Origin of the sequence: Pseudotamlana agarivorans (assembly GCF_001642835.1) — a bacterium.
GTDB lineage: Bacteria > Bacteroidota > Bacteroidia > Flavobacteriales > Flavobacteriaceae > Pseudotamlana > Pseudotamlana agarivorans.
The window spans coordinates 1-15,201 of the sequence record NZ_LXEI01000027.1; the positions used below are offsets into that span (position 1 = coordinate 1).

Below are 15,201 nucleotides of genomic sequence, written 5' to 3' on the forward strand. Positions count from 1 at the left end.
TACAAGAATCTAATTACTTTGCTATATTTGTTGTATTACAATTCCGATTGAATAGTATTCCTTTTATGAATAAAAAAATTATAAGAATTACCACTGTTCCTACCTCTTTAGGAATATTACTCAAAGGTCAGTTGAATTTTATGTCAAAGTATTATGAAGTACTTGGGGTCTCCTCTAGTGGTGCTAATAATGAACTAGAATCTGTTTCTTTACAAGAGAAAGTTCCCGTAATCCCTATAGAAATGACTCGTAAAATTACGCCTATTAAGGATTTGTTAGCTGTATGGGAATTATATAAACTTTTTAAAAAAGAACAACCCTTTATTGTTCATTCGCACACCCCAAAGGCCGGAACACTTTCTATGATAGCTTCAAAACTTGCAGGTACACCCCATAGATTACATACCATTGCAGGTCTTCCGCTTGTTGAAGCAAAGGGACTTAAACGTATACTTTTAAATTCCGTAGAAAAACTAACTTACTCTTGTGCTACTAAAATTTATCCCAATTCAGTAGGTCTAAAAAATATTATTTTAAAACATAAATTTACGAGATTAGAAAAATTAAAAGTAATTGCGAACGGCAGTTCAAACGGTATTGAAACAGCTTATTTTAACCCAAGCTTGTTCGATAATGAATTTATACAAAATTTTCGTAAAGAATTAAACATTAATGAGGATGATTTTGTTTTTGTATTCGCAGGACGATTAGTGAAGGACAAAGGAGTTAATGAGTTAGTTAGCGCTTACAACAAGCTTAAAAAGCCAAATGTTAAATTATTACTTATTGGTACTTATGAAAATGAATTGGACCCATTGCATATCGATACCAAAATGGCTATCGAAAATAATAACACCATAATAACACCTGGTTGGGTTAACGATGTTAGACCTTATTTTGCTATCTCTAACGCACTAACCTTCCCTAGTTATCGAGAAGGGTTTCCAAATACAGTTATGCAAGCTGCTGCAATGCAAATACCTTGTATTGTTACAGATATAAATGGTTGTAATGAAATTATAAAAGAAGGTGAAACAGGTATTATTATCCCAACCAAAAGTACAGATGCTTTATATGATGCTATGGTTTACATGTTAAACAATCAAAAGGAAGCGAAACAAATGGGGCTCCTTTCAAGACAATTAATGATATCAAAATTTGAAAGAAAAGAAGTATGGAATGCACTATTGCAGGAATACAACCAGCTTTAATTAGTCATCAGAATTTTATCCATATTCATCATGCTTTAAACTAATTTCTATCTTAAATCACTTCTATTATTAAGCTTAATCATTTTAATTAAAATTAAAACGAATCTCAACCAAAGACTCTTCATCAAAAAAAACAGCCTTTTAACAAAAAAAACGTGTACTAATTTATTATTCAATTAGATTTACTTGTTCATAACACAAAACAAAACCTATAATAACGCATCTTTTATATAATCATTAAATGATGTTATAGGTTTAGTTAGAATTTTAAGTATAAACATAATCTTAAATGAATAAAATAGTAATAATAGGCGCCTCCGGACATGCTAAAGTAATTATTGATATTATTGAGAAACAAGGTGAGTATGAAATTTTAGGTTTACTTGATACTTATAAACCAAAGAACCAAAGCATTTTAGGTTATAAGATTTTAGGAACTGAGGATTATATAACGGACCTATTAAATGCTGGAAAAATAATTGGCGGTATCATAGCTATTGGCGACAATTTTACAAGAAAAAATTTATATAAAAAGATAGCACAAAACAACCCTAACTTTAAGTTTATTACAGCTATTCACCCTAGTGCTATAATTGGCAAAAATGTAACTATTGGTGACGGAACAGTAATTATGCCGGCTGTTGTGGTAAATATAAATTCCACCATTGGAATACAGGTTATTTTAAACACAAAATGTTCCATTGATCACGACAATTGCATAGATGACTTCTCAAGTGTATCGCCTGGAGCTACTATGGGCGGAAATGTCAGGCTGGGCAAATGCTCTTCTGTTTCACTGGGAGCGAATATTATAGAAAATATATCTATTGGGAATAATACCATTATAGGTTCAGGTTCACTTGTTCTTAACTCATTTGGAGATAATGAAGTTGTATATGGGGTACCTGCAAAAATGATACGGAAAAGAGAGGCATCAGATTGTTATTTAGGCTTATCTAAACCTCTGAAATAGAAAAATTTAGACTAAATCAGTAAAATTAAATCGTAGTTTATTTAATTATTATAAAAATTTTATCACAGGTTAAGAAACCAATATTGCTTTTTACATTAAAAAAATGGAATTAAAAATATATCAAAACATAATTAAAAGAGTCTTAGACCTTTCAATCGCTATTGTAGCTTTAATAATGCTCTCCCCTATTTTTTTTATAGTTTTTATAGCCTTACTTATTTCAAATAATGGCAAAGTATTCTTTTTTCAAACACGCCCTGGAAAAAATGAAATACCATTTGACATCATAAAATTTAAGTCTATGAATGATAATAAAGATAGTAATGGTAATCTTTTACCTTATGATCAACGGGTTACGCAACTGGGGCAGTTTATAAGAAAATATTCGTTAGATGAAATCCCACAGCTATTTAATGTAATTAAAGGTGATATGAGCCTAATAGGGCCTAGACCTTTATTAATGGATTACCTCCCTCTTTATAATAAGAAACAAAAGAAAAGACACAATGTAAAACCCGGAATTACTGGTTGGGCTCAAGTGAATGGCCGAAACGCGATTTCATGGGAACAAAAGTTTAATTTCGATGTATGGTATGTTGATAACCTTTCTTTTCTATTAGATGTTAAAATATTAATATTAACTTTTAAGAAAGTAATTAAAAAAGAAGGTGTTAACAATCAAACCAATTTAGATATGCCTAAGTTTATGGGTACCGTCACCGAGTGATTCTCTTATATTACCCTTTTTGATTTCCAATTATATGGCATCAATATCACCGATGGATAATAAATACTTTATGTGTTTTTAAACAATTTTTTTTTAGGGAAGGCTATATTTTTCATCCTGACACCTATTAATTTTCTGTATTTTCATATTCAAGCTAATTATAAAATCCCGTTTTGGGTTATATTGGGCTGATTACGACTTATTTTATTTACCTTAATAAACACCAAAACCCCTGTAAAAACAAGGGTTTTGGTGTTTTATGATTGTATCTTAGGAAAAACTGCCGATTAAAATTTAATCTGATTTGTTTATTATCATTGTTTCTCAGTGTAGACTAAAATATCATCTTTGAACAATAAAAATTTTATGAATTTTATCTCCACTATTTGTGTTTTTCAAGACTAATAGATATGTTCCATTGGTCTGGATATTATCCATTGATATGGCATAGTCTCCATTTTTAACTGTTATAACTTCTGAAAACAATTTTTGACCAGAAATGGTATAAATCATCAAATTAAAATCACCTGATTTTAAACCTGAAACATTTAAATACCGTTGTTTACCATCAAAAGGAACTGGAAACAATTTTATTTTTGAATCCTTAACGGATGATTCAACATCCGATACACCAAGAGTTCCTTCACAATTTGTTTCGGGCTGGCTTAAATCCTGATTTCCATTCGCACTTAGAACGATACGGTCTATAAAATGGTTTTCTGATCTTCCGGAAATTTCCATGGTATAAACACCAGACGAATCAAAATCCACATATATGGCGTAAGGCGAATTATCATTTGTACTGGTCTGCCAGTTCCATGATCTTGAATTTGAATATACTTTAAACCAATTATTACCGCCGCTCCCATTCACTACAGGTGTTTGACCACTCCCTTGCGGATAAATAACCTTAGAGCCTTGTTTTGCGTAGAACTCACTGGCATCATTAAATCTTACCCATGTGTCATTATTATCGGTAGTACTTGTTCCTACACCTATTTTAGTTCTCCACTGAAATAAATAAGTGCCAGGTGTGTTAATTTTAATAGTCGTACTTATCAGCCCTTTTCCTTGAGAATTAAAATTTTCCCCTCCAGTCCAGTTAATGTAACCTGAACCCGTAAAACCAGTCGTAGCGTTTTCAACATTCCAACCCGAGGTTAAAGGTATGCTTTCCGCCTCTATTATTACTGTGCCATTAACTTCTTCATAATCTGAAGAACAATCTGTGTTATTTGCCGTATCATCTTTAAAAGCATAAATAACCCAATCTGAGGCACTTGTATTAGGAGCTGTACCTAAATTTTGAGGACTACCATTAGCATTTACTGTTGTGATACTACCATCTTTCAAATCACCTCCATTTCTTGGGTCATACCATTTTATAGAATAAGCACCTGAATTTCCTAAATTAACACTAGGACTACCTCCGTCAGGTAAATATATGACGTGCTTTTCATTTGTTTTTGATAACATCCATCCTAGAGAGGTTCCTGCGTCATTATTAGACATCTCCCAAAAAGGCACATCGTTAGAATGAAAAAAATTATACGCAGTATACATTGCTGAAAAAGGCACCGCATATGTGGTATAATCCTGCGTGGTTAAATCTCTACCTCCACCATCATAATATTGTACACCAGCTCCTCCTGCTGTTAAAGCTGCCCATAAGCTATTTTTTCTCCAATTATCATTATTAGTAGACCCTCCTACGTAAGGTTCTGCATACCTTACAACCCAAGGTTTACCACTTTTAGTCGATTTATTTACCCAATTAAGAATCCTATCATGTCCATAATTATCATCAGAATAATTTCCTTGATAAGAAATAGCATTATATCCATCATCACCCAAATTACTCTGAAACACTTCGTCATTATTACTAGGGCCATTGTGTAAGGTTATTATTTGATCCTGATTAGGTAATAATTTCTTTAGGTACTCAGCAAATTCATATTGCTGCTTATCGGTTATTGATGTTTGCACTCCTCCAGCTCTATCCCAAGCTATTTCTTCACCTATATTCCAAGCAATAGCATTCAAATAACCAAATCGAGCAACCATTTCACGGTAATATAATTTCCTACCATCTGCAAAGCCTCCCAATACCCCTTCTTCAAATTCCCAGATGCTCTGGTTTTCATTTTCTGTTAAAACAAATTCAGGCATCACTCCTTTTTCCATCATATGGTCGAAAACAATTCCCCATTGTGCTAATTTTGAAACATCAAAAGCATTAAAATTATCATCTGCTACATAGGGATAGGCCTTCTTTCCATCACCTTTTATGTTCATAGTTAGAAAATAATTAACATTCATCCCTTGTTCTGAAAGGTAATTTACAACACCTATTATACCTTTGCCTTTTGTTCCATTATTCCATGTAGGATCCCCGGAATTCCAGTCGGATACATGTAGTGGATAAGTTCTAGTTGAAGGGGTGTTGTCAAATTCTTGGTACTCTAAAAAAACCTCTGGTGAATTAGCTCCAAACTCTAAAAAGTATTCTCCTGTTCCAGACCACTTCATAAAATGTTCTCCAACATAACTCAACTTTCCTTTTCCTCTAAAATCAACACCAGACTTGTCTGATTCCCCTATAGTAAAAGTACCACTCTGACCATCAATTGGGGCGTTTGCAAGACCATCTGTAGAAGATTGAGGGTCCGCAAGTGCAACTTTTTCGCCTTCTCGAAAAGAAACCGTGTAACTCCATGTTCCTACTTCGTTAGGAGTAAATTTTACATGCCAAATATTTCCACTGGAAGCTCCAGATTCACTTGCTTCCCCATCAGCAGCAAAGTATCCAGGAACTAGGTAACTAGCAGAACTAGGCGAAGTAAATGTAACATTAAGTCTTCGGTCTAGAAATGGGTTTGGATTAGCAGTTTCAGAATAAGACTCATCACTATCTGTAAATGCAATAGTAATTGGATGGTAATTTTTTAATTCAGAACTCGGTAAAATTTGTTGAGCCTGAGATAAATAAGCAATAAAAGAAACAAGAATTAGTATAATAGATGAGCGCATAGCAATAAATTTTTTACCTAAACCAAAAAAACATTTTAATTAAAAAAACCTCAATTTAATCTATAGTTTAAATTAAATAATTCCCAAATATAAATTACGCAACCTTCATACACAAAGATTTTATGTTATTGAATTTCAATTAATTAACTCAATTAGTTTTTTTAGGTTAAAAAACTTACAAAATGCTTATGTTTTTGTAAAATCCTAACAACTCCTAAATTGTAACTTTGGTCGATTTAATTACACCCCTTTATTTTAAATTATTACTTTCGTTCCTAGAAACAAGCAGGTTACAATGATTAAATTAAGTATTCTAATACCCGTTTTTAATGGGGAAATTGGTATTGAGAACTGTCTAAAAAGTATAAAAAATCAGAATTTAGATGAAGATGAATTCGAAGTAATAATATTGAATGATGGTTCTACGGATAACACACTCTTTGTAATAGAACAACAAATAAAATATTTCAAAAATATTTTTGTATTTACTGAACCAAATAGCGGTTCAGATATTTCCAGAAATAAACTCATTGAAAAAGTTCGAGGTAAATATATTTACTTCATTGATGCTGATGACTATCTTTTAAAAAATGCATTACCTAAATTACTCAATCATGCAATAAAAAATGATCTTGACATCTTAGCTTTTAAATCTGAACATATTAACGATTATTCTGACCTAGAAGAAGATGGAGGAACTGAAACTCTTGAAAAAATTGCTGAAGTTCCAGAAATATTAAAGGGAGAAGATTTTATTAGAAAATATCCGTTATTTGAACAAGTGATTTGGTGGTTTATAACCAAAACTGAATTTATAAACGATTTTAATATTAGATTCAGTAGCGAAAAAGGTCAAAATAATAGTGATATTATTTTTGCAAATGAATGCTTTGTCTTAGCTGAACGTATAGCCTACATAGATACTTCTGTTCATCGCTATTTTCAATCTGAAAATTCTGTTATGCGATGCACCGATGAAAAATTAATTAAAAAACGTCTCAATAATACGTTTAATGTGTTATTTCAATTTGATGATCTTATAAAAAAATTAAAAAAACACAATTCAAATTTAAGTCCAATAATTTTTGAACATCTAGAAAATAGAAAAGGAGGGCATACTTATGTTGTTCTTCACGAGTTATTAAAAAATAAAATAAAAAAAGAGGTCTTCTATAATTATTTAGCTCAGTTAAAAGCTAAAGATATGTATCCACCAAAAGGAGATATCAAGCTCAATTCGATTGATATTAAAAGAACCTCTCTAAAGTTGATGATTAAAAACGAAAAACTACTGTTTGTTTTAAGGTATCTTTATTTGAAATTCTCATGAAAATTAATTCTTTCAAACCTTTACTTTTTAATTTGCTGAAGTACTAAAAATTACATTATAATCATATTTAATTAAAATAATATTATATGCCTAAATTGAGCGTCTTAATCCCAGTTTATAACGGTGAGAAGTACATAAAGCGTTGCCTTGAAAATTTACTCAACCAAAATATTCCTAAGTCTGATTATGAAATTTTAATTATAAATGATGGTTCAAAAGATAATAGCGCATCCATTTTGCAATATTATGCATCGAAGCATTCAAATATTTTATTTTTTAACGAGGAAAATAGAGGTAGTGATATTTCAAGAAATAAATTGATAGAAAAAGCTACTGGTGATTATATTTACTTTCTAGATATTGACGACTATGTAATCCCAAATTCATTATCTACCATTTTAGAATTAGCCATTAGTTACAACCTCGATATATGTGGGTTTCAGTCGAAAACTATTGATCAGAATATAAAAAGTGAAAATGTAGACGTAGAATTAAACCAATTAAGAAGCATTAATTCTTTAAATGTTACAACTGGAGAAGAATTTATCCTGAGCAACCATTTTATACAAACTATATGGTGGTTTTTTATAAAGAAAGACTTTATAGATAAATATAATATCAAATTCGTAGAAAGTAATGGTCAGAGCAGTTATGACTCTGTATATGCGACCAAATCTTTAGTCTTGGCTGATCGGTTTGCATATGTAAAAGTGCCAATCCACAGGTATTTATTAAGTGACAATTCTGTAATGCGGGCATCTAATCTGGAAGATCAAACAAAACTTTACAACAACTTGGTAGCTGCAGTTATAGAATTTAATAGCTTAATAAGCGAATTGAATTCCATAAAAACTTTAGACCCTTCTATGAATAATTATCTTATTGATTTAAGAGGTAAAATGACTAGAGACATCATTAACCGAATGTTGAAAAGTAAAATTTCTAATTCCTTTTTTAAAGAAAAACTTAGGGTATTAAAAGTTGAAAAATTATATCCGATTGATATTTTGCCTGCAAACTATTCGCTTAAAAGCAAGATCTACCTATCTTTTGAAAAAAACATGAAGCTATTATTTTTAACAAAACGAATTTATTCTCTTAGATCGTAAATTAAAGCATGTTATTTGCCATGAATTCAAATTTATCGGGCGTATTATAATTAAGCCAAGTTTTTAAATACGCCCTGAAATTCGAAAATAATTATTATTTAATAAAAATACTTCTCAGTCACTCATGTTTATTTAATGCTTGATCATCAATTTTTTTGTAATCAACTTATCTTCTGATGTAATAATATTAATAAAGTATAACCCCTCCTCTAACTCATTTACGTTAATAACATATTTATAATCATTTATGATTGGATTATTTATGGATTTGATTAATTGACCGTTAGTACTATAAATTAAAATATTCTCAACATTAGAAGACGCATTATTAAAAATTAACTGAGTAAAGCCATCAGCAGGATTTGGAACTAAACTAGAAGTTAAATCTAGAGCTGAATCTTTTTTAATATCATGAGTCGACTTAGAAATTGAACTATTAGAATCCCCTATTATTTCAATAGCATTTACCAATGGATTGTCTACCTCATGAGCAAAGCCTATATTAAGCATGCCGTCGGTTACAACCACCTGATATGAATTCATTCCTGCGACGCGGTGACCAAATGTTGCAGATAAATCCATACCCTGCTCTACCATTTTTCCTTCTATAAGTATATCAAAAACACGTTCTCCTGGTTCACTAGAACCACTCCACGAATTCCCCATATATAAATTTACAGTATAGTTACCATTTTCTAAAGGGATAACATATTCCATTTCTTCGCCTGAAGAATCATCTGTACGCTCATTCTTAAAGATTCCCGAAAAAGTGGCCGAATCTATATAATCAGGTATTGACGAATGTCTATCGGCATAATTCAAACTTGCGTAATTATTCTTTCCTGTATTTACTGAATAAGAGTTACCTACATAAAAACCATCTTCTGGATTAGATTCCCAATCAGGACCTTGATCTGTAGCACTTACATTAACACTTCCTGCTGCATTAATTCGTACCAAAGGAGTAGACTCCCCAGAACCATCTACCAGAACAGCGCTTAAAGGAATAACAATAGGACTATCCCCTCCTGAATGTGTAATTTCCAAGGAGGCTGACTTAGCCCCCGCATTATTATCTGGAGTAAAACTAATCGTTACTATTTCCATAGTTTGTGCCATAACATTAAGAGGTAATACTTCTGAATAGCTAAATAACACAGCGTCCGTTCCTGTAATACTTATAGCGCTTATACTTATATCATCTCCATTCTCTCCGCTGTTAAAAAGCTCTAAGTCTAATTGACTTACCGAATCATTAATGTTCAAAGTTCCAAAATCAAGAGCATCTGGAGTAGCTACTAAGTCGGCAGGTAAATTTGAAATAACCTCAATGGTTAATTCTTGTGTATCTTGTAAACCTTCTGCATCGTTTACGGTTAGCGTCGCTGTATAACTTCCTTCCGAGTCATAACTATGTACGGGATTGGCAGTGGTATCTGTATTCCCGTCACCAAAATCCCAATAGTATGCCGTTACCTCTACGTCATCTGTAGATTCACTACCCGTAAAACTAACTTCCAAAGGCACCTCCCCTGTTAATGGTGTCGCACTGGCTACAGCAACTGGTGCTTGGTTACCAGTCATAACTTCACTCAACACTTCAATGGCATTAATCAATGGATTGTCTACCTCATGATCAAACTCTATATTAAGTAATTCGTCGGTTACAACCACCTGATATGATTTCATTCCTGCTACGCGGTGACCAAATGTTGCAGATAAATCCATACCCTCCTCTACCATTTTTCCTTCTATAAGAATATCAAAAACACGTTCTCCTGGTTCACTGGAGCCACTCCACGAATTCCCCATATATAAATTTACAGTATAGTTACCATTTTCTAAAGGGATAACATATTCCATTTCTTCTCCTGAAGAATCATCTGTACGCTCATTCTTAAAGATTCCCGAAAAAGTGGCCGAATCTATATAATCAGGTATTGACGAATGCCTATCGGCATAATTCAAACTTGCATAATTATTTTTTCCTGTATTTACTGAATAAGAACTACCTACGTAAAAACCATCATCTGGATTAGATTCCCAATCAGGACCTTGATCTGTAGCACTTACATTAACACTTCCTGCTGCACTAATTCGTACCAAAGGAGTTGATTCCCCAGAACCATCTACCAGAACAGCACTCAAAGGAATAACAATGGGGCTATTTCCTCCTGAATGTGTAATTTCCAAGGAGGCTGACTTAGCCCCCGCACTATTATCTGGAGTAAAACTAATCGTCACTATTTCCATAGTTTGCGCCATAACATTAAGAGGTAATACTTCTGAATAGCTAAATAATACAGCGTCCGTTCCTGTAATACTTATAGCGCTTATACTTATATCATCTCCATTCTCTCCGTTGTTAAAAAGCTCTAAGTCTAATTGACTCGCTGAATCATCAATGTTTCGAGTTCCAAAATCAAGAGTATCTGGAGTAGCTACTAAGTCGGCAGGTAAATTTGAAATAACCTCAATGGTTAATTCTTGTGTATCTTGTAAACCTTCTGCATCACTTACGGTAAGCGTCGCTGTATAACTTCCTTCCGAGTTATAAACATGTACAGGATTGGCAGTGGTATCTGTATTCCCGTCACCAAAATCCCAATAGTATGCTGTTACTTCCACGTCATCTGTAGATTCACTACCCGTAAAACTAACTTCCAAAGGCGCTTCCCCTGATAATGGTGTAGCACTAGCTACAGCAACTGGCGCTTGGTTATCTATATTACCTCCGCATAACGTTTCTTCCAATTCTAAATCCCTATTTCCATTTGCGCTTAAAACAATGCGATCTATAGAATAATTCTCTGATCTTGCTGAAATTTCCATAGTATAAATACCCGGAGCATCAAAATCGACATATATCGCGTATGGTGAATATTCATTGGTAATTGTCAACCAGTTCCAAAATCCAAAATAGGTGTATAAATTAAACCAATTATCTCCTCCACTGCCATTTGCAACGGGCGTTTGACCACTTCCTTGAGGATAAATAATTCTATTTCCTTGTTTAGCATAAAACTCACTAGCATCGTTAAACCTAACCCATGCATCATTATCATTATTAGCAATGATATTATTTCCTTCTCCTATTCTAGTCCTCCACTGCAATAAATAAGTTCCAGCGGCATTAATTTTAATTTTAGTCGTAATTACTCCTTGTCCTGGTGAGGAAAAACTCTCTCCTCCAGCCCAACTAATATAACCCGAACCTGTAAAACCAGTAGTCGTATTTTCAACATTCCAACCCGTAGGTAAGGATAAATTTTCAGCTTCTATTACGACTAAACCATCGACTTCTTCATAGTCTGAAGTACAATCAGAAGTATCAGAAAAAGCATAAATTAACCAATCAGAAGAACCATTATCAGGAGCTGCACCTAAATTTTGAGGACTACCATTAGCGTTTACTGTTGTGATACTACCATCTTTCAAATCACCTCCATTTCTCGGGTCATACCATTTTATAGAATAAACACCTGAATTTCCTAAATTAACATCAGGACTACCTCCGTCAGGTAAATATATGACGTGGTTTTCATCTGTTTTTGATAACATCCATCCTAGAGAGGTTCCTGCGTCATTATTAGACATCTCCCAAAAAGGCACATCGTTAGTATGAAAAAAATTATATGCAGTATACATTGTTGAAAAAGGAACCGCATATGTGGTATAATCTTCCGTGGTTAAATCTCTCCCCCCTCCATCATAATATTGTACACCAGCTCCTCCTGCTGTTAAAGCAGCCCATAAGCTGTTTTTTCTCCAGGTATCATCATTAGTAGAACTGCCTACATAAGGCTCTGCATACCGTACCACCCAAGGCTTACCTCTGTTAGTTGATTCGGTAACCCAATTAAGAATCCTATCATGTCCATAACTTTTACTAGAATAATCGCCTTGATATGAAATTGCACTATATCCATCATCACCCAAATTACTCTGAAATACATCATCATTAGTATCAGGCCCATTATGGATAGTTATCATTTGATCTTTATTTGGCAATAATTGCTTCAAATACTCAGCAAATTCATATTGCTGTTGATCGGTCAAGGGAGTTCCTACTTCGGTTCCATTATCCCAAGCAATTTCTTCACCTATATTCCAAGCAATAGCATTCAAATAACCAAATCGAGCAACCATTTCACGGTAATATAATTTCCTACCATCTGCAAAGCCTCCTAATACTCCTTCTTCAGATTCCCAGATGCTCTGGTTTTCATTTTCTGTTAAAACAAATTCAGGCATCACTCCTTTTTCCATCATATGGTCGAAAACAATTCCCCATTGTGCTAATTTTGAAACATCAAAAACATTAAAATTATCATCTGCTACATAGGGATAGGCCTTCTTTCCATCACCTTTTATGTTCATAGTTAGAAAATAATTAACATTCATCCCTTGTTCTGAAAGGTAATTTACAACACCTATTATACCTTTGCCATATGCCCCGTTATTCCATGTAGGATCCCCGGAATTCCAGTCGGATACATGTACTGGATAAGTTCTAGTTGAAGAGGTGTTGTCAAATTCTTGGTACTCTAAAAAAACCTCTGGTGAATTAGCTCCAAACTCTAAAAAATATTCTCCTGTTCCAGACCACTTCATAAAATGTTCTCCAACATAACTCAACTTTCCTTTTCCTCTAAAATCAACACCAGACTTGTCTGATTCCCCTATAGTAAAAGTACCACTCTGACCATCAATTGGGGCGTTTGCGAGACCGTCTATAGAAGATTGAGGGTCTGCAATTGCAACTTTTTCTCCTTCTCGAAAAGAAACCGTGTAACTCCATGTCCCTACTTCGTTCGGAGTAAATTTCACATGCCAAATATTTCCACTGGAAGCTCCAGATTCACTTGTTTCTCCATCAGCCGCAAAATATCCAGGAACTAGGTAACTGGCAGAGCTAGGCGAAGTAAATGTAACATTAAGTCTTCGGTCTAGAAATGGGTTTGGATTAGCTGTTTCAGAATAAGACTCATCACTATCAGTAAATGCAATAGTAATTGGATGGTAATTTTTTAATTCAGAACTCGGTAAAATTTGTTGAGCCTGAGATAAACGAATGACAAAAAGAATGAGAAGTAGTGTAAAAGTTGAACGCATAGCAGTTAATTTAAATTATTATAAACAATTAAAAACCACCATATTTAAAGTAAGAAAATATCCTTTTAATGAACCTAGATTTCTAAAAGTAAATCAAATCTCTAAGTTTAAAAGTAAACTTGGGGTGTTCACATTTAATTTATTTACAAAATTCTATTAACAAATCCCTAATACACTCTTCTTTAATAATCTAGAAATAAATTACACGTATTTTACAGACTATTAAGTTACTAAATTTATATCACAAATTACAAATAAAAAATCCCGACGAATTAAGTCGGGATTTTATCACTTAGTTTTAAAATAACTATTTTAATGTCTAATCATCAATTTTTTTGAAAATATAGTGCCTTCAGAACTCATAAAATTAACAAAATATAAACCTTCCTGTAAATCACCGAGCTGAATATTATATTTATTATCCCTTTTTATAGGGTTAGTAATAGATTTTACTAATTGTCCGTTACTACTATAAATTAATATACCATCAATATTTAATGATGCATCATCAAATATTAACTGCGTAAAGTCATCTGCAGGATTTGGAACTAAACTACTGAAGTAACTAATTTCCTTTTCTTGTTCCTCATCAATTTCAGACGCAATAGACATTTCATCACCCTTATCATAGTTAATAGTCTTAGAAGCTGAGCTACTAGAAGGTCCCATTATTTCTATCGCATTAACAAGTGGGTTTTCTACCTCATGCCCGAAAGATATGTTTAATACTCCGTCATTTACAGTAACAGGATAAGATAACATTCCAGCTACCTGGTGACCGTAAGTTGCAACTAAATCAAGATTATCCTCGACAACAACACCTTCAAGTAAAACATCAAAAATCCTGTCTCCTATGTTCTTTGTTCCTTCATAACTGTTTCCTAAGAATAGGTTAATAACATAATCTCCATTTGGTAATGGAATTGAAAAATTCATTTCAGGGCCCGTACTTGGATCCCATCGTTCACTATTAAACAAGCCATTAAAAGTACTTTCATCTATATAGTTTGGAATGGAATTATCTTTATTAGTATAAGATAAACTGCTCTCAAAAGTATTTCCATCACTTACAGAATATGATGTGCCATTATAAACGCCATCAGAAGGGTTAGATTCCCAATCAGGACCAAAATCAGTACTTGGAATTGTTACCAAACTACCAGCATTAATTCTTACCACCGGTACAAATTCATTAGGGTCATTCAATATTGCACTAAGCGAAACAATTATAGGACTGTTTTCTCCTGAATGCGTGATTTCTATAGTCGCTGATTTCGTGCCGATATTACCATCTGGAGTAAAACTAACAGTTAAGATTTCTGTGTTTTGTCCATTCACAGTTAATGGTAAAGCTTCTGAATGACCAAACAGTATAGCATCTGTTCCTGTAACACTTATAGAACTAATACTTATATCCTCTCCAATATCGCCATTGTTAAAGAGCTCCAAGTTTAATTGACTGGCTGAACCATTTATGGTGTGTGAACCAAAATCAAGGGTTTCCTCGTTAGCTATTAAGGCAGCCGGTAAATTTGGAGTCACTTCAATGCTAAGTTCTTGCGAATCCTGTAAGCCTTCGGCATCTTCTATGGTTAGCGTTACCGTATAAATCCCTTCTGAAACGAATGTATGAACCGGATCGGCCGTTGTTGCGGTGTTTCCATCTCCAAAATCCCAATGATATGCAACTATACCTGAATCATCGG

General features: G+C 33.3%; 8 protein-coding genes. 5 read left to right on the plus strand and 3 right to left on the minus strand.

What is annotated here, in order from left to right:
- The first annotated feature begins 65 nt into the window (after positions 1 to 65).
- From A6I66_RS15950 to A6I66_RS15960, 3 genes are all read left to right on the plus strand, one after another.
- Positions 66 to 1,211 (plus strand): glycosyltransferase family 4 protein, encoded by a 1,146-nt coding sequence (locus A6I66_RS15950; protein ID WP_067151787.1) that lies wholly within the window; start codon positions 66 to 68, stop codon positions 1,209 to 1,211.
- A gap of 289 nt (positions 1,212 to 1,500) precedes the next feature.
- Positions 1,501 to 2,184 (plus strand): acetyltransferase, encoded by a 684-nt coding sequence (locus tag A6I66_RS15955; RefSeq protein ID WP_067151769.1) that lies wholly within the window; start codon positions 1,501 to 1,503, stop codon positions 2,182 to 2,184.
- Positions 2,185 to 2,299: 115 nt separating this feature from the next.
- A complete protein-coding gene (locus A6I66_RS15960) occupies positions 2,300 to 2,911 on the plus strand; it encodes a sugar transferase (protein WP_067151790.1) in 612 nt (203 codons plus the stop codon).
- 342 nt (positions 2,912 to 3,253) lie between these two features.
- Here the strand turns inward: A6I66_RS15960 and A6I66_RS15965 are convergent, their stop codons facing one another.
- Positions 3,254 to 5,941, minus strand: coding sequence for a DUF5060 domain-containing protein (locus tag A6I66_RS15965; RefSeq protein WP_067151772.1), 2,688 nt, complete (start codon positions 5,939 to 5,941; stop codon positions 3,254 to 3,256).
- A gap of 295 nt (positions 5,942 to 6,236) precedes the next feature.
- On the opposite strand from A6I66_RS15965, the gene A6I66_RS15970 reads away from it, so the two are divergent.
- Entirely contained in the window at positions 6,237 to 7,271 is a 1,035-nt protein-coding gene (locus A6I66_RS15970) for a glycosyltransferase (protein WP_067151775.1), read from the plus strand.
- Positions 7,272 to 7,357: 86 nt separating this feature from the next.
- Positions 7,358 to 8,380: a glycosyltransferase gene (locus A6I66_RS15975; RefSeq protein ID WP_067151778.1), complete on the plus strand. Its 1,023-nt coding sequence runs from the start codon at positions 7,358 to 7,360 to the stop codon at positions 8,378 to 8,380.
- Between the two features lie 132 nt (positions 8,381 to 8,512).
- Here A6I66_RS15975 and A6I66_RS15980 read toward each other — a convergent pair whose 3' ends face one another.
- A complete protein-coding gene (locus A6I66_RS15980; RefSeq protein ID WP_067151781.1) occupies positions 8,513 to 13,495 on the minus strand; it encodes a malectin domain-containing carbohydrate-binding protein in 4,983 nt (1,660 codons plus the stop codon).
- Positions 13,496 to 13,807: 312 nt separating this feature from the next.
- Positions 13,808 to 15,201 (minus strand): malectin domain-containing carbohydrate-binding protein (locus A6I66_RS15990; RefSeq protein WP_157614270.1); only part of this gene is annotated, 1,394 nt, incomplete at its 5' end.